The organism is Streptomyces sp. M92 (assembly GCF_028473745.1).
In the GTDB taxonomy this organism is placed as follows: domain Bacteria; phylum Actinomycetota; class Actinomycetes; order Streptomycetales; family Streptomycetaceae; genus Streptomyces.
Genome location: NZ_CP101137.1, coordinates 4,677,507 through 4,701,375, shown reverse-complemented (window position 1 = coordinate 4,701,375; position 23,869 = coordinate 4,677,507). Strand labels below are relative to the sequence as shown.

Here is a 23,869-nt window from a genome sequence, read left to right as displayed (position 1 = left end):
CGTCCCCGACGGTTCCAGGGCCGCGCCGCCGGGAATGATCAACCTTCGGGCCCCACTCGGCGTCCGACCGGTCAGACCGCGGGCCGCGCCGCCGCGCGGGACATGCGGAGTGCCGGGAAGTGCCGAGAGTGCCGGATTCGTACGGCACACTTGGGGCGCGAGGACCGAGTTGAAGGATGGGTATGCCGATCACTCCTGCCACCGAGACGCACAGTTCGTCGAACGGCACCGCAGACGCGATCTTGCTGGAACTGGTCGACGAGAACGGGGCGACGATCGGCACCGCGGAGAAGCTCTCCGCACACCAGCCGCCGGGACGGCTGCACCGCGCCTTCTCCGTGTTCCTCTTCGACGAGCGGGGCCGGCTGCTGCTCCAGCAGCGGGCGCTGGGCAAGTACCACTCCCCCGGTGTGTGGTCCAACACCTGCTGCGGTCACCCCTACCCCGGTGAGGCGCCCTTCGCGGCCGCGGCCCGGCGGACGTACGAGGAGCTCGGCGTCTCCCCCTCGCTGCTCGCCGAGGCGGGCACCGTTCGCTACAACCACCCCGACCCGGCCTCCGGGCTGGTGGAGCAGGAGTACAACCACCTCTTCGTCGGCCTCGTGCAGGCCGGGCTGCGGCCCGACCCGGAGGAGGTGGCCCAGACGGCCTTCGTCGACCCGGCCGAGCTGGCCGAGCGGCACGCGAAGGACACGTTCTCGGCGTGGTTCATGACGGTGCTGGACGCGGCCCGGCCCGCCGTCCGCGAACTGACGGGCCCCTCCGCCGGCTGGTGAGCCCGCCTACCTCGGGGCGTGCTTGAGCGGCAGGGCGGCCCAGATCACCTTGCCGCCGCTCGCCGTGTGGGCCACGTCGCACGCCCCGCCCGCCTCCCGGGTGATCTCCCGGACCAGGAGCAGTCCGCGCCCGCCCGTCTGCCCGTGGTCGGCCTCCAGGGCGGTCGGGCGGTAGGGGTGGCTGTCCTCCACGGACACCCGCACCCACTCGGGCCCGACGGCGACCTCCACGGCGAGCACCGGCGACAGCACCGCCGCGTGCCGGACGGCGTTGGTGACCAGCTCCGAGACGATCAGCAGCAGTCCCTGCGTCACGTCGTCGGAGACCGGCACGCCCTGGCGCACCAGCAGGTCCCGCACGGCGTGCCGCGCCTGCGGGACCGACGCTTCCACGGCGGGGGCGGTGAACCGCCAGACGCCTTCGTACGGCAGCGGCCCGGCGGGCCCGGTCTCGTCCATCGTCCGGTCGCCACCCCTGGGCTCGATTGTCACCACACCCCTGAGTGTTGGGAACGCGTCACTCCCCTCCGGATGACTGAACGCAAGTCAGCTGGTATCGAACGGTTCTGATCGTTGGCGTATGGCACGGTCAGTTGTGGGACCGTTCCTGTTCCGCCCCCACCGTCCGTACGAACCCGACGGGTCGGCGGATAGCATCCGGCGCATGGAGCCCCAGCTGCTGCACCGGGTCGACGACTCGGTCGCGACCGTCGTCGTCCACCACCCGGCCAAGCGCAACGCCATGACGGCGCGGATGTGGCGGGCGCTGCCTCCGCTGCTCGACGCCCTGGCCGACGACCCGGCGGTGCGGGCGCTGGTGCTGACCGGTGAGGGCGGCACGTTCTGCGCCGGGGCCGACATCTCGACCCTGCGGGAGTCCGCTCAGGAGGCGCAGGGGCTCGCCGTGCGCGCCGAGGAGGCTCTGGCGGCCTTCCCCAAGCCGACGCTTGCGGCGGTCCGCGGTCACTGCGTGGGCGGCGGGACGCAGCTGGCGGCCGCCTGCGACCTGCGGTTCGCCGAGGAGTCGGCGCTGTTCGGGGTGACTCCGGCCAAGCTGGGGGTCGTCTATGCGGCGTCCTCGACCCGGCGGCTCGCGGCGCTGACCGGGCCGGCCACCGCGAAGTACCTGCTGTTCTCCGGTGAGTTGATCGACGCCGGGCGGGCACTGCGCACGGGCCTGGTCGACGAGGTGCTGCCGGAGGGCGGACTCGGCAAGCGGGTGGCGGAGTTCACTCGGATCCTCACGTCCCGCTCGCAGCTGACGCAGGCCGCGGCGAAGGAGTTCGTGGACGGGCGCACCGACCGGGACGCGTACTGGACGGCGCAGGCGCGCGGCAGCGGCGACCTCGCGGAGGGGGTCGCCGCCTTCCTGGAGCGCAGGCAGCCGGAGTTCGGCTGGCGCGTCCCCGGGAGCGCGCCTACGTCAGGGTGAACCGGTTGCGGGTGTGGAACTCCTCGACGAGGTGCGCGGGCGCCTTCTCGGGGGACCCCGCGTCGTAGGGCGGCTGGGGATCGTACTCGGTCAGCAGCTGAACGGCCTGGGCGTGCTCGTCGCCGGCGATCCGGCCGACCAGGGTGAGGCCCATGTCGATGCCTGAGGAGACGCCGGCCGCCGTGACGTACTTGCCGTCGGTGACCACCCGCTCCCCGGTCGGCTCGGCGCCGAACCGCTTCAGGTGGTTCAGGGCCAGCCAGTGCGAGGTGGCTCGGCGGCCCTCCAGCAGGCCCGCGGCGGCGAGCAGCAGGGAGCCGGAGCAGACCGAGGTGGTCCAGGTGCTGGTGGCATCGGCCGCGCGGAGCCACTCCAGGAGGGTCGCGTTGTCCATCTGCGCGTGCTGTCCGGGGCCGCCGGGCACGACGACGACATCCGGGTGCGGCGCGTCGGAAAGGGTCCGGTCGGCGGTCAGCGCCAGGCTGCCCGTCTCGTTGCGGACCGGACCGGTCCGCTCGGCGACGAACACGGTCTCCGCGTCCGGGACGCGGCTGAGGGTCTCGTACGGCCCCACCGCGTCGAGGGCGGTGAAGCGGTCGAAGAGGACGATGGCGATCTGCACGGGTTTCCTTCCGGTCGGTGTCGTGGTGGTACGGGACACGGGATATGGGGGGTGTGGGTCACTGGACGGGTGCCGGGCGGAAGCGGCGGCGGTACTCGGCCGGTGAGGTTCCGAGGGTCCTGACGAAGGCGCGCCGCATGGCCTCCGGCGTGCCGTACCCGCTGGCCCGGGCGATCCCCTCGACGCCGTCCGTCGTGTCCTCCATCAGCCGGCGCGCGTGCTCCAGCCGCACCCGGTCGACGTAGCGGCCCGGTGTCGTGCCCGTCTCCGCCTGGAAGGCCCGGGCGAAGTGGCGGGGCGAGAAGCCGCTGCGGGCGGCGAGCGACTCGACGCTCAGGTCGGCCCCGGGGTGCTCGGTGATCCACTGCTGGACCTCGCGCAGCGGCTCGCGCCGGGCGGTCTGGGCGGCCAGCTGGGCGCTGAACTGGGCCTGGTTGCCGGGCCGGCGCAGGAACACCACCAAGTGGCGGGCGACGGTCAGGGCGGCGTCCCGGCCCAGGTCCTCCTCGACCAGGGCGAGGGCGAGGTCGATGCCGGAGGTGACACCGGCGGAGGTGGCGACATGGCCGTCGCGGATGTAGATCGGGTCGGGGTCGACGTCCACGGCCGGGTGGTCGCGGGCGAGCCGGTCCGAGTACGCCCAGTGGGTGGTCGCGCGGCGGCCGTCCAGCAGCCCCGCCCGCGCGAGCAGGATCGCTCCCGTGCACACGGAGACCAGGCGCCGGGCGCGGGGGCCGTGTGCGCGCAGCCACTCGATCAGGTTCCGGTCGGGGTGGCGGGTGCCCTGGCCGCCCGGGACGACCAGGGTGTCCGGGCCCTCCGAGTCCGAGGTGAGGGCCTGGTCCGGTACGACGGTCAGACCGCTGGAGGTACGCACGGCGGCGCCGTCCAGCGAGGCCGTACGGATGCGGTACGTCCCCGGCGTGTGCTTCTCCGCGCCCGCGAAGACCTCCACGGGACCGGTGACATCGAGGCTCTGGACGTCGTCGAAGAGGACGACGAGGACGGTTCGCTGCGCCATGCGTCGATTCTTCGCCCGCGCCTCGGGCGTCTGCAATGACGCGTATCCCACCTTTCCTGCCATGCCGTACGCGTACGCGAAGCAGCCCTGGATGACGTACTGAGCGGTTGGTAACGTGCCGGGCATGACCACTGCCGCCCTCGACGCACGCGCCGGCCGTCGCTGCCACAACGCGCTCAACTCGCTGCACTCGACGCACTACTTCTCGCCCGACACGGGCCGGGAGCTGAGCGCCCTCGGGGTCACCGACCCCCGTGCGGTCAACTTCGCGGTGCGCGCCGCCGCGCTCGGGCCGGTCGGCGCCGGCGCGGTGACGGCGGCGTTCTACAACTACAAGCACGACCTCGTCGCCCGGCACGTGCCCGCCGTGTGGGAGACCGTCACGCCTCAGCAGGCGCTGGCGGCCCGGGAGCGTGCCGTCGACGCGACGCTGCGCCGGCTGCTCGGCGAGGAGGCCGTGTCGTCGGCGCAGATGTCGGAGGCTGCCGCCCTGGCGCTGCGTGCCGCCGAGGCCTGTTCGCGCGGTGCGCGCCCGCTGTACTCGGCCCACGCCGACCTGCCCGTGCCCGACGCGCCGCACCTGGCGTTGTGGCACGCGGCGACGCTGCTGCGCGAACACCGGGGCGACGGTCACCTCGTCGCGCTGGCGGCGGCCGAGCTGGACGGTCTGGAGGCGCTGGTGACGCACACCGCGACCGGCCGGGGTCTGACGCCGAAGTGGGTCTTCAGCACCCGTGGCTGGACCCGGGAGGAGTGGGACGCGGCGGTGGACCGACTGCGCGGGCGCGGTCTCGTCGACGAGGCCGGAGAGCTCACGGAGCGCGGGGCGGCCCTGCGCGACGGGATCGAGCAGGAGACGGACCGGCTCGACGCGGCCCCCTACGCCCACCTGGGGGCGGAGGGTGTGGCGCGTCTGACGGACCTCGTGTCGGCCCTCGCCCGCACGGCGGTCGGCGCGGGCGCCTTCCCGGCGGACCTGTTCCGCAGGCGCTGAGGGACTCGTACGGCACACGCCGCCCGTCGCGGACCCCGCTCTGCGGACGCGGGGACGTGGGCCGTGGGTCGCGTGCGAAGACGCGCGGCGCGGGTGCGGCGGGGCGGGAGCACCGCATCCCGCGTCGCGGACCGCGCGTCGCCGACCCCGCACCGCGCACCGCCGGGCGCGCGGTGTCGCGTCGGGGGCCGCACAGCGCGGTCGCGGCGGGGCAAGCCCCGCACCGCGCGCAACGGACCGCACGCCGCCGACCCCGCTTCACAGGCCGCCGGACACGGAGCACGCGGTGGCCCGTCCGAGGCCGCACAGCGCGGTCGCGGCGGAGCGAGGGCGTCTCATCGCTCGTCGCGCCCCCATCCCGGGTCGCCGATCGCGCGTCCGGGGCCTTTGGGACGGGGGGCGCGTCGGCGCGAGTTGCGGATCACGGGGCGTGTGCGAGCATGCCGCGCCGATGCGGAGGTACCCGTACTCTCCCCGGCCGGAGGGGCCGGGGAGACGAGAGGGGCTTTTCGTGTTCCGTGCCATCGCAGACGTACTGCGCCAGATCGGCGGCGCCGTCGCCACCGTCGTGACGCTTCCCTTCCGGGCGCTGGCCCGGCTCTTCGGCGGCGCCTCGTCCGCCACCCGCGGCCGCAGGGTCTGATGCCGGCCTCGGTGCGACCCGGCCGCGACGGGCCCGGGTGCCGCCCTGATCCCCGATTGTCGGTGCCACCTGCCACAATTGCCGCGCAACCTCAGTGAGAAGGCGGTACGGGATCGTGACGACACCCGGGTCCAGCGCGTCCAGCGACGTGAGGTCCATCGAAGGCAGGATCGCCGAGGAACTCGGCGTACGGGAGCGGCAGGTGAAGGCCGCGGTGGAGCTGCTCGACGGCGGCTCGACGGTGCCCTTCATCGCCCGCTACCGCAAGGAAGCGACCGAGATGCTCGACGACGCGCAGCTGCGCACGCTCGAGGAGCGGCTGCGTTATCTGCGGGAGCTGGAGGACCGGCGCACGGCGATCCTCGACTCGGTGCGCGAGCAGGGCAAGCTCACCGAGGAGTTGGCGGCGCGCATCCGGGCGGCCGAGACCAAGGCCCGGCTGGAGGACATCTACCTGCCGTTCAAGCCGAAGCGGCGGACGAAGGCGCAGATCGCGCGCGAGGCGGGTCTCGAGCCGCTGGCCGAGGGCCTGCTCGGCGACCCGTCCGTGGACCCCCTGGCCGCCGCGGCCGCGTTCGTGGACCCCGACAAGGGCGTGGCGGATCCGCAGGCCGCCCTGGACGGGGCCAGGTCGATCCTCACCGAGAAGTTCTCCGAGGACGCCGACCTGATCGGCGAGGTGCGGGAGCGGATGTGGGCGCGCGGGCGGCTCGCCGCCAAGGTCAAGGAGGGCAAGGAGGAGGCCGGCGCCAAGTTCGCCGACTACTTCGACTTCGCCGAGCCGTTCACCGAGCTGCCCTCGCACCGGATCCTCGCCATGCTGCGCGGCGAGAAGGAGGACGTGCTCGACCTCGTCCTGGAGCCCGAGGAGCCCACCGACGGTCCGTCGTCGTACGAGGGGATCGTCGCGGGCCGGTTCGGGATCGCCGACCGCGGCAGGCCCGGCGACAAGTGGCTGGCGGACACGGTCCGCTGGGCCTGGCGCACCCGCATCCTGGTGCACCTCGGCATCGACCTCAGGCTGCGGCTGCGCACGGCCGCCGAGGACGAAGCGGTGAACGTCTTCGCCGCCAACCTCCGCGACCTGCTGCTGGCCGCCCCGGCGGGCACCCGCGCGACGCTCGGCCTGGACCCGGGCTTCCGCACGGGTGTGAAGGTCGCCGTGGTCGACGCCACCGGCAAGGTCGTGGCCACCGACGTGATCCACCCGCACGTGCCGGCCAACCGGTGGGACGAGGCGATCGCCAAACTGGCGCGACTCGCGAAGGAGCACACCGTCGAGCTGGTCGCGATCGGCAACGGCACGGCGTCCCGCGAGACCGACAAGCTCGCCGGGGAACTCATCGCCAAGCACCCGGAGCTGAAGCTCACCAAGGTGATGGTGTCCGAGGCCGGCGCATCCGTGTACTCGGCCTCCGCGTTCGCCTCGCAGGAACTGCCGGACATGGACGTCTCGCTGCGCGGCGCGGTGTCCATCGCCCGGCGGCTCCAGGACCCGCTGGCCGAGCTGGTGAAGATCGACCCGAAGTCGATCGGCGTCGGCCAGTACCAGCACGACCTGTCCGAGGTGAAGCTGTCCCGCTCCCTGGACGCGGTCGTCGAGGACTGTGTGAACGGCGTGGGCGTGGACGTCAACACCGCGTCGGCGCCGCTGCTCGCCCGGGTCTCCGGCATCACCTCCACACTCGCCGAGAACATCGTCGCCCACCGGGACGCGAACGGGCCGTTCTCGTCGCGGACCGAGCTGAAGAAGGTGTCCCGGCTCGGTCCCAAGGCGTACGAGCAGTGCGCGGGCTTCCTGCGCATCCGGGGCGGCAGCGACCCGCTGGACGCCTCCAGCGTGCACCCCGAGGCGTACCCCGTGGTGCGCAGGATGGTGAAGACCGCCGGGCAGGAGGTGGCCGGGCTGATCGGCAACACGTCCGTGCTGCGGTCGCTGAAGCCGGCGGACTTCGTGGACGAGACGTTCGGTCTGCCGACGGTCTCCGACATCCTGCGGGAGCTGGAGAAGCCGGGGCGCGACCCGCGGCCCGCCTTCAAGACGGCCACCTTCAAGGAGGGCGTGGAGAAGATCTCCGACCTGTCGTCGGGGATGGTGCTGGAGGGGGTCGTCACGAACGTGGCGGCCTTCGGGGCGTTCGTGGACGTCGGTGTGCACCAGGACGGGCTGGTGCACGTGTCCGCGATGTCGAAGACGTTCGTGAAGGACCCGCGGGACGTGGTGAAGCCCGGGGACATCGTGAAGGTGAAGGTGCTGGACGTCGACATTCCGCGGAAGCGGATCTCGTTGACGCTGCGGTTGGACGACGAGGCTGCCGCCCAGGGGGAGCAGAAGAAGGAGCGTGGGGGAAAGCCGCCTCGGCAGCGCAAGGCCACCGGCGGCAAGGGGAGGGCCTCTGCGGCGCCGGCGCCTTCCAATGGGGCGATGGCCGACGCGTTGCGGCGGGCCGGGCTGGCGTAGGCGCCGAGGTGGCGGACGCGGCCGCTGCTAGGGCTGTCGTTCGGATCATGCCGCAGACACGGGGTCCGGCAGCGTCTCTTCCCTCCGACCTGATCCGAACGACAGCCCAGAGCTAGCGCTCCGCCACCTTGCCGTCCGTCACCTCCAGGCGGCGGGTCACCCTGATCGCGTCCAGCATGCGGCGGTCGTGGGTGATCAGGAGGAGGGTGCCCTCGTAGGCGTCCAGGGCCGATTCCAGCTGTTCGATGGCCGGGAGGTCGAGGTGGTTGGTCGGCTCGTCGAGGACCAGGAGGTTGACGCCCCGGCCCTGGAGGAGCGCGAGGGCGGCCCTCGTGCGTTCGCCCGGTGACAGGGTCGCCGCCGGGCGCATGACGTGGTCCGCCTTCAGGCCGAACTTGGCCAGGAGGGTGCGGACGTCCGCCGGTTCCGTGCCCGGGACGGCGGTGCGGAAGGCGTCCAGCAGCGGCTCGGGCCCGTGGAACAGCTCGCGGGCCTGGTCCACCTCGCCGAGCAGGACGCCGGAGCCGAGTGCGGCGTGTCCGGCGTCCAGCGGGACGCGGCCCAGCAGGGCGCCGAGGAGCGTGGACTTGCCCGCGCCGTTGGCTCCGGTCACCGCGACCCGGTCCGCCCAGTCGATCTGGAGGGAGACGGGGCCGAGGACGAAGCCGCCCCGGCGGACCTCGGCGTCGCGCAGGGTGGCGACCACGGCGCCGGAGCGGGGCGCGGAGGCGATCTCCATCCGCAGTTCCCACTCCTTGCGCGGCTCCTCGACGACCTCCAGACGCTCGATCATGCGCTGGGTCTGGCGGGCCTTGGCGGCCTGCTTCTCGCTGGCCTCGCTGCGGAACTTGCGGCCGATCTTGTCGTTGTCGTTGCCCGCCTTGCGCCGGGCGTTCTTGACGCCCTTGTCCATCCAGGCGCGCTGCGTCTGCGCCCGGTCCTGGAGGGCGGCGCGCTTGTCGGCGTACTCCTCGTACTCGTCGCGGGCGTGACGGCGGGCGACCTCACGCTCCTCCAGGTAGGACGCGTACCCACCGCCGTAGAGGTTGATCTGCCGCTGGGCGAGGTCGAGTTCGAGGACCCTGGTGACGGTGCGGGTGAGGAACTCGCGGTCGTGGCTGACGACGACGGTGCCGGCGCGCAGGCCGGTGACGAAGCGTTCGAGTCGCTCCAGGCCGTCCAGGTCGAGGTCGTTGGTCGGCTCGTCGAGGAGGAAGACGTCGTAGCGGGACAGGAGGAGGGAGGCGAGGCCGGCGCGGGCGGCCTGGCCACCGGACAGCGACGTCATCGGCTGGTCGAGGCCGACGCTGAGGCCCAGCGCGTCGGCGGTCTCCTCGGCGCGTTCGTCGAGGTCGGCACCGCCGAGGGCCAGCCAGCGCTCCAGGCTCGTCGCGTACGCGTCGTCGGCGCCCGGGGCCGCGTCGACCAGGGCCTGCGTGGCCTCGTCCATGGCCCGCTGGGCCTCGGTGACGCCGGTGCGGCGGGCCAGGAAGGCCCGGACGGTCTCGCCGGGCCGGCGTTCCGGCTCCTGCGGGAGGTGGCCGACGGTGGCGGTGGGCGGCGACAGGCGCAGTTCGCCCTCTTCCGGAGCGGTCAGCCCGGCGAACATCCGCAGCAGGGTGGACTTGCCCGCGCCGTTGGCTCCGACGAGACCGATCACGTCGCCGGGGGCCACGACGAGGTCGAGTCCGGTGAACAGGGAGCGGTCGCCGTGGCCGGCGGCGAGGTTCTTGGCGACGAGGGTGACAGTCATCAGACCGTCGATCCTAGCGGCGTTCCGCCGCACGCTCAGCCGGGTTCTCCGCGGGGTTCTCAGCCGGGTTCCGGTGGCGTCACCGCCGTCACCAGCACACTTCCCGGAGCTCGGGCCACCAGGTAGGACTCCCCCTTCACCGTCGCGGCGTCGAGGGCGACGCGGTGGGTGCCCGCTCCGAGCACCCCGTCGAAGACCTCGTGGACGCGGGTGCGGTGGAGGCGGTCGACGCGGTACGCCGTGAGCCGTACCCGGCAGGGCGAGGTGACCTCGACGTCCGCGGCGGCACCGGTCGCCGTCAGCCGGGTCAGCCGGCGTCGCCCGGCCGGTCCGTCCTCCAGGGCGTGTTCGATCTGGGCGACGAGGAGCGGGACGATCGGGGCGAGGCCCACGACGTGGGGCACGTCCACCCCGGCGTCCGCGAAGGCACGGCGCACGGCCGACCGCTGCTCCTCGTCGGCCCCGGTGCCGAAGGCGACCACGCCGTAGGCCCGCAGTTCCCCGGCCGGTACGGCCCCGGCGTCCCCGGTGATGTCGGCGCCGACACCGATGGTGCGCAGCGCGGCGGCGAGTCTGGCGAGCAGGGCGACGCGGGCACCGATGAGCAGGACCCGGCGCCGGGCGTGCGCGGCGCGGTCGTCGTCGAGCAGGGCGGCAAGGGCGGCCCGGTACTCGGCGCCGGGGAAGCGGTACGGGCCGATGCCGTGGTAGCCGTTGAACTCCAGGTCGGCCTGTTCGCCCGTCTGCCAGGCGAAGTCCCGCCAGACGAAGTCGTCGCCGTCCCGCACGATCACGGCGGTCACCGCGCCGCAGGCGAGGTTCGCGCACTCGGGGCAGCCGTAGATGACGTACCGGCCGCCGGACAGGGGCGCCGCGGTCTCCAGGAGCAGGCCGCGGACCTGCTCGGTGAAGATCGCGGGTGGCACGTCGGAGGCGAGCGGGGAGACGGCGTCGAGGTCGGACAGGCGGTACAGCAGGGGGCGTCCGTCGACGATGAAGTCCATGAAGTCGCGGTGGACCTGGTAGTCACCGTCGGCGAGGACCCCGCCGGCCCGCGTCGCCGGTGCCAGGCCGAAGGTCGCGTACTCGGCTGCCATGCGGTGAGTATTCCCACCGCGGGCCGGTCTGCGCACGGCACGGCATGTTCCGTTAACGTCCCCGGATGGAAACCGGACTGGGTGACGAAGTCGTCGTGGTCGGTGGCGGGGTGGTCGGCCTGACGACGGCCGTCGTGCTCGCCGAGCGCGGCAGGCAGGTACGGCTGTGGACGCGGGAGGCGGCCGAGCGGACCACCTCGGCGGTCGCGGGCGGCCTGTGGTGGCCGTACCGCGTCGAACCGGTGGCGCTGGCGCGGGCGTGGGCGCTCCAGTCGCTGGACGTGTACGAGGAACTGGCGGCGCGGCCCGAAGCGACCGGCGTACGCATGGTCGAAGGGGTGCTGGGCGAGACGGGCCTGGACGAGGTGGACACCTGGGCCGCCGCCCGGCTGCCGGGGCTGCGCGCGTCGACCGCCGAGGAGTACGGCGGGACGGGGCTGTGGGCGCGGTTGCCGCTCATCGACATGCCCGCGCACCTGTCGTGGCTGCGGGAGCGGTTCGCGGCGGCGGGCGGGGTGCTGGAGAACCGCGCGGTGGACCGTCTGGACGAGGCCGAGGCGCCGGTGGTGGTCAACTGCACGGGCCTGGGCGCCCGGGAGCTGGTGCCGGATCCGGCGGTGCGGCCGGTGCGCGGGCAGCTGGTCGTGGTGGAGAACCCGGGCGTCGACACCTGGCTGGTCTCCACCGACCCGGTGTCCGGGGAGGTGACGTACTTCCTGCCGCAGCCGGGCCGGCTCCTGCTCGGCGGCACGGCCGAGGACGACGTGTGGGCGGAAGAGCCGGACCCGGCGGTCGCGGAGGCGATCGTGCGGCGGTGCGCGGCGCTGCGGCCGGAGATCGCGTCGGCGCGGGTGCTCGGTCATCTGGTGGGGCTCAGGCCGGCGCGGGACGCGGTGCGGCTGGAGCGCGAGTCGCTGCCGGACGGGCGGGTGCTGGTGCACAACTACGGTCACGGCGGCGGGGGCGTCACCGTGGCCTGGGGCTGTGCGCGGGAGGCGGCCGAGCTGGCGTCCGGCTGACGGCACGGGAAGGTGACCCGATGGGGAGGGGCCGGCACGCGATGCGTGCCGGCCCCTGTCCGTTCACTCGTCCCCCGGGTCAGTGGTGCTTGCCGATCGGGTCTCCCTCCACGTCCGGGCCGGTGCCCGGGCCGATGCGGATCTCGAAGTCGCCCTCGTACTGCTTGTGGCCCTCGATGACGGCCATCTCGACGGCCTCGGAGGCCATCTCGCCGCGCACGATGAGGGGGTCGCGGCGCAGGTCGCGCATGAGGGCGACGCACATGCCGATCATCACGATGACGAAGGGCGCCGCCGCGAGGATCGTGAGGTTCTGCAGTCCGGTCAGCGCGTCCCCCTCGCCGCTGCCGACCAGGAGCATGATGGCGGCGACCGCGCCGGTCACCACGCCCCAGAAGACGACCACCCAGCGGTTGGGCTCCAGCGCGCCCTTCTGCGAGAGGGTGCCCATCACGATGGAGGCGGCGTCGGCGCCCGAGACGAAGAAGATGCCGACGAGGATCATCACCAGCAGGCTGGTGGCGGTGGCGATGGGGTACTCCTGGAGGACGGCGAAGAGCCGGCCCTCGGGGGTCGTCTCGCCCCCGAGCCGGTTCTGCTCCTGGAGCCGCATGGCCGAGCCGCCGAAGATGGCGAACCAGATCAGGCTGACCGTGCTGGGCACGAGGATGACGCCGCCGATGAACTGGCGGATGGTGCGGCCCCGGCTGATGCGGGCGATGAACATGCCGACGAACGGCGTCCAGGAGATCCACCACGCCCAGTAGAAGACGGTCCAGCTGCTCAGCCAGTCCGCGACGCCCTCGCCGCCGCTGATCTCGGTGCGGCCGGCCATCTCGGGCAGGTCGCCGAGGTAGGTGAAGACCGAGGTCGGCAGCAGGTCGAGGATCAGGATGGTCGGGCCGGCGACGAACACGAAGACGGCCAGGAGCAGGGCCAGCACCATGTTGGTGTTGGACAGCCACTGGATGCCCTTCTCGACGCCGGAGATCGCGGAGGCCACGAACGCCACGGTCAGCACCGCGATGATGCCGACCAGCAGACCGGTGCTGACCTTGTCCATCCAGTCGAGCTTCTCCACGCCGGAGCCGATCTGGAGGGCGCCGAGGCCGAGGGAGGCCGCGGAGCCGAAGACCGTCGCGATGATGGCGAGGATGTCGATGACCCGGCCACCGGTGCCGTTGGCGTGCTTGGTGCCGATGAGTGGGGTGAACACGGCGCTGATGGTCTGCCGGCGGCGCCTGCGGAAGGTGCTGTAGGCGATGCCGAGGCCGACCACCGCGTAGATCGCCCACGGGTGGAGCGTCCAGTGGAACAGGGTGGTGGCCATGGCCGTCTCCATGCGGTCGCCGGAGTCGGCGGGAGAGGTGCCGGGCGGAGCGGTGTCGTAGTGCGCCAGCGGCTCGCTCACGCCCCAGAACATCAGGCCGATGCCCATGCCCGCGCTGAACATCATGGCGACCCAGGACACCGTGCGGAACTCGGGCTCCTCGCCCTCGGCCCCCAGGTGGATGCGGCCGTAGCGGCTGGCCGCGAGCCAGAGGGCGAAGACGACGAACCCGGAGGCCGCCAGCACGAACGCCCAGCCGCCGTTGTGCATCAGCCCGCCGAGCATGGTGCCGGAGGCGTCCTCCAGCGAGTCGGTGCCGACGGCGCCCCAGAGGACGAAGGCGAGGGTCAGGACGGCGGTGACGCCGAAGACGACGCGGTCGGTCCGCGGCTTGTGCTCCTGTCCCGGCAGGCCCGCTTCCGAACCCGGCAGCGTTCCTCTTTCGTGGTGTTCCTTGTCGCTTGGTCGGTCCTGCGTCACAGGCGGCACCTTTCAAGTCGGTGAGGCTGAAAATACTCCTCCGCTATGCCCATACCACCTGCGACGCGGAACTCACCCTTTCAGCAGCGGGTGTCGGGTTCACCCACCGTCAAGTGGTACGTCGCCCGCTCGTCGAGGAGCAGCGGCACGAGGGCGCGCAGTGGCTGGCGCAGCGGTACGTAGGCGCCCTTCTCCCCGGCCGAGCGCGCATGTACACCGTGCAGGACCAGTTCGTCCCGGATGTCCGTGTATTGGGCGGTGGTCAGCCGGTAGCCGCAGGGCGGGTCCTGGATGACCTCGGTGGTTTCGGCCGGGTCGTTGTCCGCCCCGCCGACGTACACGGGGCCCGTGTCGGTCAGCCCGGACCACCGGGCGGTCGCGGTGGCCGCCTCGACGTGGCCGCGCCGCCGGTCCGCGTGGCGGAACAGGCCGTCCAGGGCCGCGAGCTGCGAGTTCACCCGGCGGCGGTTGTTCAGCGCCTCGTCCTCGCGTTCGGCGTCGGTGAGCGGGTCGACGCGGCTCTCGATGAGCAGACCGACCGAGTGCTTCACGCCGGACATGTTCCGCAGGATGCGTTCCTGGCCGTCGCCGGCGGTCTGCTTGACGGGGTCGCCGGTCTCGGGGTCGGTCCAGATTCCGTAGGTGCCGGTCGAGTATCCGGCCTCGCCGGCGGCGGGACGGACGTACTTCCCGGAGAGCGTCCGCGCCGCGTCGTGGACGCGGGTGTGGGTGTTGAGGTTGCGGGGCCACAGGTCGAAGAGGTCCTTGGCGTAGTACGGGGGTGTGGCGCCGTACTCGTGCAGGTCGTAGAGGACGTCGGGGCGCCGGTCGCGGACGACGGCGGCCAGGGCGCGCGCCTCGGCGGTCCTCAGGGCGAGGTGGTCGCGGTTGATGTCGACGCCGTCGCCGTTGCCGCGGGTGTTCGCGGCGCGGCCGTCGGGGTTGGCGGTGGGCAGGACCAGCACGGTGGTGCGGTCGAGGAAGTGCCGGGTGCGCCGGTCCTCGGCCCAGGCGAGGTCGCGGACGGTGGACAGGCAGGCCTCGCGGCCGGCGGGCTCGTCGCCGTGCTGGCTGCACACGAGGAGCACCTTGTTGGGGGCGGTGGGCCTGCCGATCGTCACCAGCTGGAGCGGCCGGTTCTGTTTCGTGGTGCCGATGCGGTCGACGTCGACGCGGTCGCTCGCCCGGTCGGCGGCGGCCAGCAGCGCCTGTTCCTCGGGCTGGGTGGTCCAGCGGGCGCCGTGTGTCTTCTCGAAGCCGGTGCGGGGCGGCTCGTGGGCGGTGGTGGCGGCGTGGCCGGCCGGGGCGGTGAGCAGGGACGCGGCGAGGGTCGCGGTGGCCGCGGCGGTGGTCACGGTGAGGGTGCGCAGGCGGTTCATCGGGCTCCCTTCGGGACGCGGTGCGTGGTGTGCGGGGCGTTCACGCCGTCGAGGGGCGCGGGTGCGGGGGCGATGGTGGCCGTCCCGGCGGTGGCCCGGGCGAACGCGGCCGTGCCGCCGACGAACGGTACGCGTGCCGACGTGCGGGAGAGGTCCAGCGCGAGGGTCGGCGTGTCGGCGGGCGGGTCGATGAGGTCCTTGTCGGTGCCGGCGACGATCAGCGCGAGACGGTGGCCGGCCGGTACGACGTGGTCGGTGGCCGCGAGGTCCAGGGTGACGGTGTACGCCTTGCCCGGGGTGAGCGGGCGTCCGTGCCACTTGGAGGCGTGGTTGCCGAGATCGGCCCAGCCGCGGCTGACGACCGTGTAGTCCACGTCGGTGGTCTTCGCCGCCGTCTCCAGGTAGCAGGAGCTGTCGCCCGGAGTGCTCGGACCCCAGCAGGTGCGGTCGGTGCGGGTGGTGACGCCCTCGCCGCGGTCGGCGTAGTCGCGAATCGTGTCCGGGCCGAGGTCGACGAGTACGGCGGACAGGTGGGCCGTCGGGGCGGTGGAGCGCGCGGTGACGGTGACCTCGGAGGTACCGGACAGGCGCAGGTCGCGGGTGAGCGGGCCGGTGACGAAGCCGGCCTTCCCCGGGGTCGGCTCGTCGATGTGCGCGGCCCAGTCGGTCTCGCTGAGGGCCGGGTCGTCGGTGAAGGTCTCGGTGCCGCGGTCGCGGCGCAGTCCGAGGGTGCCGACGCCGTCCTGTGAGCCCTCGGCGGGGCGCAGGGTCGTGGCGGACGTGGAGCGCGGCGGCCAGGTCCGGGAGGTCTCCCACTGGTCCGGGTGGCGTTCGATGTCGGCCATCGGTTCGCGGTCGATGCCGTTGTCGTAGCCGAGGAGTTCGTGGTCGAACCAGCGGTGCAGGGTGTCGACCCACTCGGCGCGGCGGAAGTCGAAGGGGTCGACGTGACCGGTCTGGGAGAGCCAGATCTTGCGGTCGACGCCGTTCTTCGCGAGGGCGTCCCACCACGGGCCGACGTGCTGCATGCGGACGTTGAGGTCCTGCATGCCGTGGACGAGGAAGACGCTCGCCCTCACCTTGCTCGCGGCCTTCACGTAGTCGCGCTCGGACCACAGCCGGGTCCAGTCGCCGGTGCGCGGGGCTCCGTCGACGAGCCTTCGCTGCACGCCGTCGCACTTGGCACGCGCGTCCGGGCTGTTGACGTAGCCGGAGAGCCAGTCGGGGCCGGAGTCGTAGAGCGGGGCGCCCTGACTGAAGTAGTAGTCGTACCAGGAGGAGATGGCGGCGATCGGGACGATGGTCTCCAGGCCCTCGACGCCGGTCGCGGCCACGCCGTTGGCGATGGTGCCGTCCCAGCTCTTGCCGATCATGCCGGTCCTGCCGTTGGTCCAGTCGGCCTCGGCGCGCTCGCCGCCGGTACGGGTGGTGTACGCCTTCGCGCGGCCGTTGAGCCAGTCGACGACGGCCTTGGCAGACCGGATGTCGGAGTGTCCGCCGACGTCGACACAACCGTCGGAGCGGTTGGTTCCGGCCAGGTCCACGCCGACGAAGGCGTAGCCCCGCGGCACGAAGTAGTTGTCGTAGTACAGCGGCATCCCGACGACGTTCCCGTCGGCGTCGTAGGTCTTCTTCTGGCTCTCGTTGCCGCGCCCGCAGCAGGAGTAGTACGGGCTGGCGTCCATGATGACCGGGATCTTCCGGCCCTGTGCGGCGGGTTCGCGGGGACGGACGATGTCGACGGCGACGCGGTCGTCCTCGCCGTCGCCGTCCCCGTCGTACCCGGTGTCCACCCAGACGGCCTCGCGGATGGCGTCGTCGTAGGAGTGGACCGGTTCGCTCTGTCGCGGGGTCGCGGGGTGTGCCGTGGCGACGGGCGTGAGGAAGGTTGCCATGAGTGCGGCCGTGGCCGCCGTCGCGAGCGGTCTCCAGGTCGTGAAGCGCGTGCGTATCGGCATGCGCGGACGGTACATCGGTCAACTCCCGTGCAGAAGAGGGCGTTCGGGGGCGCGTGACGGCCGCGGGCCTCGTGACGGCAGGGGGTCTCATGTCGGCCGGATGGCGATCGTGTGACAGGGGTGGCCGTGGACATGACCGGGCGCACCGGAGCTGAATAGGCTGCGAACAGACTTCGAGACCCTACGACTTGGAGCTTTCGTGCACCGCAGAATCATCGTGCCGGGCGCACTGGGCGCCGCCTCCGTCCTGCTGGCGATCCCGGCCTCGGCGGCGGCCCACTCCCCCGGCGCGCCGGGCATCGGCGACCCCTACTACCCGGCCTACGGCAACGGCGGATACGACGTCTCGCACTACGACCTGCGCCTGAAGTACCGGCCGGACTCGGACCGGCTGGAAGGTACGGCGACGATCCTGGCCCGGACCACGGAGGACCTGTCGCGGTTCAATCTGGACTTCCTGCTGGACGTCGGCGAGGTGCGGGTCAACGGCGCGAAGGCGTCGTTCACGACCTCGGGCGAGCACGAGCTGGAGATCACCCCGAAGCGCCCGCTGGCGAAGGACAGCCGGGTCACCGTCGTGGTCCGGTACAGCGGGGTGCCGTCCTCGAAGGAGGCGTACGGCTTCACCAGCTGGCACCGCACCCCGGACGGCGGCGTCGCCGCTAACGAGCCCGAGGCCGCCTGGTGGTGGTTCCCCAGCAACGACCACCCGCTGGACAAGGCCACCTTCGACGTGTCGGTGCAGGTGCCGGACGGCACCCAGGCCATCTCCAACGGCACGCTCCAGTCGAAGCGCTCACGGCTCGGCTGGACCCGCTGGAACTGGCGGTCCGACAAGCCGCAGGCCACCTATCTGGCGACGCTGGCGGTCGGGCGCTTCGACCTCACCACCGGCACCACCGAGAGCGGCATCCCGGTCGTCAACGCCTACAGCGAGGACCTGGGCGCGAACGACGGCGCGGCACGGGCCAGCGTGGAGCGGACCGGGGAGGTCGCCGACTGGCTGAGCGGTTACTTCGGGCCCTACCCGTTCAACGCGCTCGGCGGGTACGTGCCGAACACGGACACCGGGTACGCGCTGGAGACGCAGACCCGGCCGTTCTACAGCCCCCGGCAGTTCGCGAACGGTTCCAACGTGTCCGTCGTCGTGCATGAGCTGGCCCACCAGTGGTACGGCGACCTGGTCTCCGTGCGCGGCTGGAAGGACATCTGGATCAACGAGGGCTTCGCGCGATACGCCCAGTGGCTGTGGTCCGAGCACGAGGGTGAGGGCACGGCCCAGGAACTGGCCGACTACACGTACGCCTACCACCCGGCCGACGACCCCTTCTGGTCGGTGCGGCCCGGTGATCCGGGGCCCGAGAACCAGTTCGACATCGCGGTCTACGACCGGGGCGCGCTGGCCGTCCACGCGCTGCGCAACGAGGTCGGGGACGAGGACTTCTTCGCGATCCTGAAGGGCTGGCCCGCGAAGTACGCCCACGGCAACGCGTCGGTCGCCGACTTCCGGCGGTACGCCGAGGAGGTGTCCGGCGAGCCGCTGGCCGCGCTGTTCGACACCTGGCTGTTCCAGCCGTCGAAGCCGGGCGCCCCGGCAGCGCGCGCGGCGTCCCTCACGAAGGCGGCGGACACGCCCCCGCAGCCCCGGTCGTGGCGGAAGATCGCCGCGACGAACGACGTGCACCGGCACTGACCGGCGGGGTCAGGGGGTGGCTCAGGCGGTGTCCCCGTGGTCGTAGACGGTCACGGGGATGCCGCGATGGGCGAGGCGGTCGGTGATCAGTGGTTCGATCCGGGACCACTTGCCGCCGGCCAGGCCGCAGCCTATGCGGGGCATGTGCACGGACGCGTCGAGCTCGGCCGCCCTGTCGGCGAGGCGGCCGAGCGCGGTGTCGATCGCCTCGTAGCGCACCGGGGCGCCCTTGCTGCCGGTCCGGGTACCGCGCTGGCCGATCATGTTGGCCACCCAGACATACGGCTCGACCTGGACGAACTGGGCCGCGCCGAGCCCGAAGTCGTTGGACGCGCGGTCGCGGTGCCAGGCTCGGTAGGCCGCCTCGGGCTCCGGCCAGCGGCGCGATACGGCGAGGACGAAGCCCTTGCCCCAGCCGCCGAGGTCGTTGCAGACGTGGGCGATCACCTTGACGCCCTTGACCGACGGGACGGTGGCGTCACCCCGGACATACCTGATCTCCGACATGGCACCACCGTAGGAGCCACCACTGACAGTGACCCGGCGTCGCTACTTCCTCAGCGCCGACGGCTCCTGCTCGGCATTGCGCGCCACCCGGCGCCGGACGCCGAACCAGCCGGCCACCAGCATCACCGCGATCACCGGCACCAGCAGCACGGTCTTACGGCCGACCTCCTCGTCGTTCCACATCAGGCCGATGACCGCCAGCAGGAAGGCGATCGTGACGATCTCCGTGACGGGGCTGCCGGGCAGCCGGAAGTGCGGCCGCTCGACCAGGCCCGCACGCGCCCGGCGCACGAACACCAGGTGGCAGATCATGATGATCACCCAGGTGCTGATGATGCCCAGGGAGGCGACGTTCAGGACGATCTCGAAGGCCTTGTTCGGCACCAGGTAGTTCAGCCCGACACCGAGGACGCAGACCGCGCAGGTGAGCAGGATGCCGCCGTAGGGGACCTGGCTGCGGCTCATCACACCGGTGAACCTGGGCGCGGAGCCCGACATCGCCATGGAGCGCAGGATGCGGCCTGTGGAGTACAGGCCGGAGTTCAGGGACGACATCGCGGCGGTGAGGACGACGAGGTTCATCACGTCACCGGCGGCCGGCACGCCGATCCCCGACAGCACCGTGACGAAGGGGCTCTCGTCGCCCGAGTAGAGCGAGCTCGGCAGCAGCAGGGCCAGGAGGACGACCGAGCCGACGTAGAAGAGGGCGACCCGCCACATGATCGAGTTCACCGCGCGGGGCACGATCCTGTGCGGTTCGGCGGTCTCCCCGGCGGCGACGCCGACCAGCTCCAGGGCGGCGTAGGAGAAGATCACGCCCTGCATGACGAGGACCACGGGCATCACGCCGTGCGGGAGGATGCCGCCGTGGTCGGTGATCATGCCCGGACCCGGGGTCTGCCCGGCCACCTCGTGCTGGGTGGCGAGCAGGAAGATGCCGATCAGCATGAAGGCGACGAGGGTGGCGACCTTGACGATCGCGAACCAGAACTCCATCTCGCCGAAGATCTTCACCGAGATGAGGTTCACGGCCAGGACCACCGCGAGGGCGATCAGGGCGAGCACCCATTGGGGGATGCTCGTGAACATGCTCCAGTAGTGCGTGTAGAGCGCGATCGCGGTGATGTCGGCGATGCCGGTCGTCGACCAGTTCAGGAAGTACATCCAGCCGGCGACGTAGGCGCCCTTCTCACCGAGGAACTCGCGCGCGTACGACACGAAGGATCCGGACGAGGGCCGGTAGAGCACCAGCTCGCCGAGCGCCTTGACGACGAAGAAGGCGAAGACGCCGGCCACGAGGTAGGCGATCGCGAGCGCCGGTCCGGCGTCGCGCAGGCGCCCGCCGGCGCCGAGGAAGAGGCCGGTGCCGATCGCGCCGCCGATGGCGATCATGTTGACGTGGCGGGCCTTGAGGTCCTTGCTGTAACCGGCGTCGCCCGCGTCCGCGGGTCGTTCGGCCGCCGGTGGGTGGGCGGCGGCCGGTGCCGTGGCGACGGCGTCCTTGCTCACGGGTGGTTCCACTCTCTGGTGCGCCCGGGCGGTATGTGCCCAGGTCGTCCGTACAGTGCCAAGGCCCGCACCACCCTCGCGGCACAGACCGACGCAGCACCTTCCCACAACGCTGCGTAGACATGCGGTGTCTCATGTCACACAGCGTGACTTCTCACATGATCCACCAGCGGTCTCCACCTGACGCACCAGTGGTGCACAGGTGTGGTGCACGGGTGGTGTCACAGCATTGGTGAGACAGCGATACTGCTGCACATGACGACGAGCGACACCGAGGCGGCCGACACCGGGGAGCAGTCCCTCACGATCGACGAGCTGGCCGCGCGGGCCGGTGTCACGGTGCGCACGGTCCGTTTCTACGGCACCAAGGGGCTGCTGCCGCCGCCGGTGATCGGCCCCCGCCGGGTGGGGCGCTACGGCGGGGAGCACCTGGCCCGGCTGGCGCTGATCGAGGAGCTGCAGCACCAGGGCATGACGCTGGCCGCGATCGAGCGGTACCTGAAGCAGCTGCCGCCGGACCTGAGCGCCCACGACCTGGCGCTGCACCGCGCGGTGGTGGCCTCCTGGGCGCCGGAGACGGTGGAGCGGGTCACCCGCGAGGAGCTGGGCAGGCGGGCGGGCCGGCCGCTGACCGACGCGGAGGTGGACCGGCTCGGCGCGATGGACGTCGTGGTGCCCGACGGCGACGGCTACCGCGTCGACGCCGGCCTGCTCCGGCTCGGTGTCGAACTGCTCGACGTGCCCTTCTCCCCCGAGACGGTCCTCGCCGCCCGCACCGCCCTCCTCGAACACTCCCGCGCCGCCGCGCGGGAGCTGTCGCGGCTGCTGCGCGACGCGGTCGCCGAACGCGACGCGCGGGACGTGCGGTCCCTGTCCGCCCACATGCACCCGCTCGTGGTGCAGGCGCTGCTGACCACGTTCCAGCGGTCACTGCGCGAGGAGCTTCGGGAGTGGCTCGACAAGGAGGCCGGTGCATGATCCGGCCTCCTCAGCCGGACAGGCGGCTCAGCGGCCGTCGGTGAAGACCTCCCCCTTCTCCGCCTTCTCCACCAGCAGCGCGGGCGGCGTGAAGCGCTCGCCGTAACGGTCGGCCAGCTCACGGGCGCGGGCGACGAAGCCGGGCAGGCCGCCCTCGTAGCCGTTGACGTACTGGAGGACGCCGCCGGTCCAGCCGGGGAAGCCGATGCCGAGGATGGAGCCGATGTTGGCGTCGGCGACGGACGTCAGTACGCCCTCCTCCAGGAGTTTCACCGTGTCGAGCGCCTCCGAGAAGAGCATCCGTTCCTGCATGTCCGCGAAGGGGATCTCGTGGCCCGGCTTCGTGAAGTGCTCGCGCAGGCCCGGCCACAGACCGGCGCGCTTGCCGTCCTCGCCGTACTCGTAGAAGCCGGCGCCGCCGCTGCGGCCGGGGCGCCGGAACTCGTCGACCATGCGGTCGATGACGGCCTCGGCGGGGTGCGCGGTCCAGGTGCCGCCGGCCTCCTCCACGGCCCGCTTCGTCTCGCCCCGGATCCTGCGGGGCAGGGTGAGGGTGAGTTCGTCCATCAGGGACAGGACCTTGGCCGGGTAGCCGGCCTGGGCCGCGGCCTGCTCGACGGAGGCGGGCTCGACGCCCTCGCCGACCATCGCGACGCCCTCGTTGATGAAGTGACCGATGACCCGGGAGGTGAAGAAGCCCCGCGAGTCGTTGACCACGATCGGGGTCTTGTTGATCTGCCGGACCAGGTCGAAGGCCCGCGCCAGCGCCTCGTCCCCGGTCCGCTCACCCTTGATGATCTCCACCAGCGGCATCTTGTCGACCGGCGAGAAGAAGTGCAGTCCGATGAAGTCGGCCTGCCGCTCGACGCCCTCGGCCAGCGCGGTGATGGGGAGCGTGGAGGTGTTGGAGCACAGCAGCGCGTCCGGGGCGACGACGTCCTGGATCTCCTGGAACACCTTGTGCTTGAGCGAGGTGTCCTCGAAGACCGCCTCGATGACCGCGTCACAGCCCGCGAGGTCGGCCGCCTCCGCGGTCGGGGTGATGCGGGCGAGCAGCGCGTCGGCCTTCTCCTGGCTCGTACGGCCCTTGGCCACGGCCTTGCTGCAGAGCTTCTCCGAGTAGCCCTTGCCCTTGAGCGCCGACTCCAGCGACACGTCCTTCAGGACGACCTCGATGCCCGCGCGGGCACACGAATACGCGATGCCCGCACCCATCATCCCCGCGCCCAGGACAGCCACCTTGGTCACCTTGCGGGGCTCGACGCCCTGAGGGCGGTTGGCGCCGGAGTTGACGGCCTGGAGGTCGAAGAAGAACGCCTGGATCATGTTCTTCGACGTCTGTCCGGCGGCCAGCTCGACGAAGTAGCGGGCCTCAATTACCTGGGCGGTCTCGAAGTCGACCTGGGAGCCCTCGACGGCGGCGGCCATGATGTTGCGCGGCGCCGGGTAGGGGGCGCCGTTGGTCTGCTTGCGCAGGTTGGCCGGGAAGGCGGGCAGGTTGGCCGCGAACTTCGGGTGGGACGGGGTGCCGCCGGGGATGCGGTAGCCGGGCCTGTCCCAGGGCTGGACGGACTCGGGGTTGGCGTCGATGAAGGCGCGGGCCTTGGCGAGCATGTCCTCGCGGCTGTCGGCGACCTCGTCGACCAGGCCGTTCTCCTGGGCGCGGCGCGGGTTGTACTGGGTGCCCTGGAGGAGCACCTTGAGGAGCGCGTCGGTGATGCCGAGCATCCGGACGGTGCGGACGACGCCGCCGCCCCCGGGCAGCAGGCCGAGGGTGACCTCGGGGCAGCCGATCTTGGAGCCGGGGGCGTCCAGGGCGACGCGGTGGTGGCAGGCGAGGGCGATCTCGTAGCCGCCGCCGAGGGCCGCGCCGTTCATGGCGGCGACGACGGGCTTGCCGAGGGTCTCGATGCGGCGCAGGTTCCGCTTGATCGCCATGCCGCCGTCGAAGAGGTCCTGCGCGGTCTCGGGGGTGACGCGGATCAGGTCGCGCAGGTCGCCGCCGGCGAAGAAGGTCTTCTTGGCGGAGGTGAGGATGACGCCGCGGATGTCGTCCTTCTCGGCCTCCAGGCGGTCGGTGATCGCCGCGAGCGACTCGCGGAACGCCTGGTTCATGGTGTTGGCGGACTGGTCGGGGTCGTCGAGGACGAGGGTGACGATCCCGGTGTCGTCCTGTTCCCAGCGGATGGTGGTGGACTCGGTGGTGGTCATGAAGGT

19 protein-coding genes are annotated in these 23,869 nt (G+C 72.1%); 8 read left to right on the top strand and 11 right to left on the bottom strand.

Translation table 11 applies throughout. The features are described 5' to 3' along the window. Positions 1 to 182 precede the first annotated feature (182 nt). The gene (gene idi, locus M6G08_RS21035; RefSeq protein ID WP_272588707.1) at positions 183 to 776 is read left to right on the top strand and encodes an isopentenyl-diphosphate Delta-isomerase; all 594 of its coding nucleotides are present in this window, start codon (positions 183 to 185) and stop codon (positions 774 to 776) included. Positions 777 to 782: 6 nt separating this feature from the next. On the opposite strand, the gene M6G08_RS21030 is transcribed toward idi, so the two are convergent. Beyond that, positions 783 to 1,235: an ATP-binding protein gene (locus tag M6G08_RS21030; protein WP_073728138.1), complete on the bottom strand. Its 453-nt coding sequence runs from the start codon at positions 1,233 to 1,235 to the stop codon at positions 783 to 785. A 205-nt stretch (positions 1,236 to 1,440) separates the two neighbouring features. Here M6G08_RS21030 and M6G08_RS21025 point away from each other — a divergent pair, with 205 nt between their 5' ends. Continuing rightward, positions 1,441 to 2,208, top strand: coding sequence for an enoyl-CoA hydratase/isomerase family protein (locus M6G08_RS21025; protein WP_272588706.1), 768 nt, complete (start codon positions 1,441 to 1,443; stop codon positions 2,206 to 2,208). Here the strand turns inward: M6G08_RS21025 and M6G08_RS21020 are convergent. Both M6G08_RS21020 and M6G08_RS21015 read right to left on the bottom strand, forming a co-directional pair. Next, positions 2,195 to 2,830: a DJ-1/PfpI family protein gene (locus tag M6G08_RS21020; protein WP_272588705.1), complete on the bottom strand. Its 636-nt coding sequence runs from the start codon at positions 2,828 to 2,830 to the stop codon at positions 2,195 to 2,197. The two genes, M6G08_RS21025 and M6G08_RS21020, sit on opposite strands and share 14 nt — an antisense overlap. Before the next feature lie 58 nt (positions 2,831 to 2,888). Then, the gene (locus tag M6G08_RS21015) at positions 2,889 to 3,851 is read right to left on the bottom strand and encodes a GlxA family transcriptional regulator (RefSeq protein ID WP_272588704.1); all 963 of its coding nucleotides are present in this window, start codon (positions 3,849 to 3,851) and stop codon (positions 2,889 to 2,891) included. A 124-nt stretch (positions 3,852 to 3,975) separates the two neighbouring features. Here M6G08_RS21015 and M6G08_RS21010 point away from each other — a divergent pair, with 124 nt between their 5' ends. From M6G08_RS21010 to M6G08_RS21000, 3 genes are all read left to right on the top strand, one after another. After that, positions 3,976 to 4,845 (top strand): SCO6745 family protein, encoded by an 870-nt coding sequence (locus tag M6G08_RS21010; RefSeq protein ID WP_272588703.1) that lies wholly within the window; start codon positions 3,976 to 3,978, stop codon positions 4,843 to 4,845. 511 nt (positions 4,846 to 5,356) lie between these two features. Next, positions 5,357 to 5,488, top strand: a complete 132-nt coding sequence (locus M6G08_RS21005; protein ID WP_007389050.1) for an LPFR motif small protein — start codon at positions 5,357 to 5,359, stop codon at positions 5,486 to 5,488. Between the two features lie 115 nt (positions 5,489 to 5,603). Then, on the top strand, positions 5,604 to 7,949 hold the full coding sequence (locus M6G08_RS21000; protein ID WP_272588702.1) for a Tex family protein: 2,346 nt from the start codon (positions 5,604 to 5,606) through the stop codon (positions 7,947 to 7,949). Between the two features lie 112 nt (positions 7,950 to 8,061). Here M6G08_RS21000 and M6G08_RS20995 read toward each other — a convergent pair whose 3' ends face one another. Both M6G08_RS20995 and M6G08_RS20990 read right to left on the bottom strand, forming a co-directional pair. Next, complete coding sequence (locus M6G08_RS20995; RefSeq protein WP_272588701.1) at positions 8,062 to 9,702, bottom strand: ABC-F family ATP-binding cassette domain-containing protein; 1,641 nt, start codon at positions 9,700 to 9,702, stop codon at positions 8,062 to 8,064. Positions 9,703 to 9,761: 59 nt separating this feature from the next. Then, positions 9,762 to 10,799: an oxidoreductase gene (locus tag M6G08_RS20990; protein ID WP_272588700.1), complete on the bottom strand. Its 1,038-nt coding sequence runs from the start codon at positions 10,797 to 10,799 to the stop codon at positions 9,762 to 9,764. Between the two features lie 65 nt (positions 10,800 to 10,864). On the opposite strand from M6G08_RS20990, the gene M6G08_RS20985 reads away from it, so the two are divergent. Further along, positions 10,865 to 11,818: an FAD-dependent oxidoreductase gene (locus M6G08_RS20985; protein WP_272588699.1), complete on the top strand. Its 954-nt coding sequence runs from the start codon at positions 10,865 to 10,867 to the stop codon at positions 11,816 to 11,818. A 79-nt stretch (positions 11,819 to 11,897) separates the two neighbouring features. Here the strand turns inward: M6G08_RS20985 and M6G08_RS20980 are convergent, their stop codons facing one another. From M6G08_RS20980 to M6G08_RS20970, 3 genes are all read right to left on the bottom strand, one after another. After that, complete coding sequence (locus M6G08_RS20980; protein ID WP_272588698.1) at positions 11,898 to 13,628, bottom strand: BCCT family transporter; 1,731 nt, start codon at positions 13,626 to 13,628, stop codon at positions 11,898 to 11,900. Between the two features lie 80 nt (positions 13,629 to 13,708). Then, a complete protein-coding gene (locus M6G08_RS20975) occupies positions 13,709 to 15,007 on the bottom strand; it encodes a M14 family metallopeptidase (RefSeq protein ID WP_272588697.1) in 1,299 nt (432 codons plus the stop codon). Next, complete coding sequence (locus tag M6G08_RS20970; protein WP_272588696.1) at positions 15,004 to 16,965, bottom strand: Xaa-Pro dipeptidyl-peptidase; 1,962 nt, start codon at positions 16,963 to 16,965, stop codon at positions 15,004 to 15,006. The genes M6G08_RS20975 and M6G08_RS20970 overlap by 4 nt, the downstream gene beginning before the upstream one ends. Before the next feature lie 199 nt (positions 16,966 to 17,164). Between M6G08_RS20970 and M6G08_RS20965 the strand changes: the two genes are divergently transcribed. After that, entirely contained in the window at positions 17,165 to 18,658 is a 1,494-nt protein-coding gene (locus M6G08_RS20965; protein ID WP_272588695.1) for a M1 family metallopeptidase, read from the top strand. Between the two features lie 21 nt (positions 18,659 to 18,679). Here the strand turns inward: M6G08_RS20965 and M6G08_RS20960 are convergent, their stop codons facing one another. Together M6G08_RS20960 and M6G08_RS20955 are read right to left on the bottom strand one after the other, a co-directional pair. Next, entirely contained in the window at positions 18,680 to 19,165 is a 486-nt protein-coding gene (locus tag M6G08_RS20960; protein ID WP_272588694.1) for a macro domain-containing protein, read from the bottom strand. A 42-nt stretch (positions 19,166 to 19,207) separates the two neighbouring features. Next, positions 19,208 to 20,674 (bottom strand): amino acid permease, encoded by a 1,467-nt coding sequence (locus M6G08_RS20955; protein ID WP_272588693.1) that lies wholly within the window; start codon positions 20,672 to 20,674, stop codon positions 19,208 to 19,210. Positions 20,675 to 20,929: 255 nt separating this feature from the next. Between M6G08_RS20955 and M6G08_RS20950 the strand changes: the two genes are divergently transcribed. Then, positions 20,930 to 21,652 (top strand): MerR family transcriptional regulator, encoded by a 723-nt coding sequence (locus M6G08_RS20950; RefSeq protein ID WP_272588692.1) that lies wholly within the window; start codon positions 20,930 to 20,932, stop codon positions 21,650 to 21,652. 27 nt (positions 21,653 to 21,679) lie between these two features. On the opposite strand, the gene M6G08_RS20945 is transcribed toward M6G08_RS20950, so the two are convergent. After that, on the bottom strand, positions 21,680 to 23,863 hold the full coding sequence (locus tag M6G08_RS20945; protein WP_272588691.1) for a 3-hydroxyacyl-CoA dehydrogenase NAD-binding domain-containing protein: 2,184 nt from the start codon (positions 23,861 to 23,863) through the stop codon (positions 21,680 to 21,682). Between the last annotated feature and the right edge of the window lie 6 nt (positions 23,864 to 23,869).

Excerpts from the sequence above, each read along its gene's own strand:
- idi (WP_272588707.1), top strand. The coding sequence starts at position 183 with ATGCCGATCACTCCTGCCACCGAGACGCACAGTTCGTCGAACGGCACC.
- M6G08_RS21030 (WP_073728138.1), bottom strand. The coding sequence starts at position 1,235 with ATGGACGAGACCGGGCCCGCCGGGCCGCTGCCGTACGAAGGCGTCTGG.
- M6G08_RS21025 (WP_272588706.1), top strand. The coding sequence starts at position 1,441 with ATGGAGCCCCAGCTGCTGCACCGGGTCGACGACTCGGTCGCGACCGTC.
- M6G08_RS21015 (WP_272588704.1), bottom strand. The coding sequence starts at position 3,851 with ATGGCGCAGCGAACCGTCCTCGTCGTCCTCTTCGACGACGTCCAGAGC.
- M6G08_RS21010 (WP_272588703.1), top strand. The coding sequence starts at position 3,976 with ATGACCACTGCCGCCCTCGACGCACGCGCCGGCCGTCGCTGCCACAAC.
- M6G08_RS20995 (WP_272588701.1), bottom strand. The coding sequence starts at position 9,702 with ATGACTGTCACCCTCGTCGCCAAGAACCTCGCCGCCGGCCACGGCGAC.
- M6G08_RS20990 (WP_272588700.1), bottom strand. The coding sequence starts at position 10,799 with ATGGCAGCCGAGTACGCGACCTTCGGCCTGGCACCGGCGACGCGGGCC.
- M6G08_RS20985 (WP_272588699.1), top strand. The coding sequence starts at position 10,865 with ATGGAAACCGGACTGGGTGACGAAGTCGTCGTGGTCGGTGGCGGGGTG.
- M6G08_RS20975 (WP_272588697.1), bottom strand. The coding sequence starts at position 15,007 with ATGAACCGCCTGCGCACCCTCACCGTGACCACCGCCGCGGCCACCGCG.
- M6G08_RS20970 (WP_272588696.1), bottom strand. The coding sequence starts at position 16,965 with ATGCCGATACGCACGCGCTTCACGACCTGGAGACCGCTCGCGACGGCG.
- M6G08_RS20960 (WP_272588694.1), bottom strand. The coding sequence starts at position 19,165 with ATGTCGGAGATCAGGTATGTCCGGGGTGACGCCACCGTCCCGTCGGTC.
- M6G08_RS20950 (WP_272588692.1), top strand. The coding sequence starts at position 20,930 with ATGACGACGAGCGACACCGAGGCGGCCGACACCGGGGAGCAGTCCCTC.
- M6G08_RS20945 (WP_272588691.1), bottom strand. The coding sequence starts at position 23,863 with ATGACCACCACCGAGTCCACCACCATCCGCTGGGAACAGGACGACACC.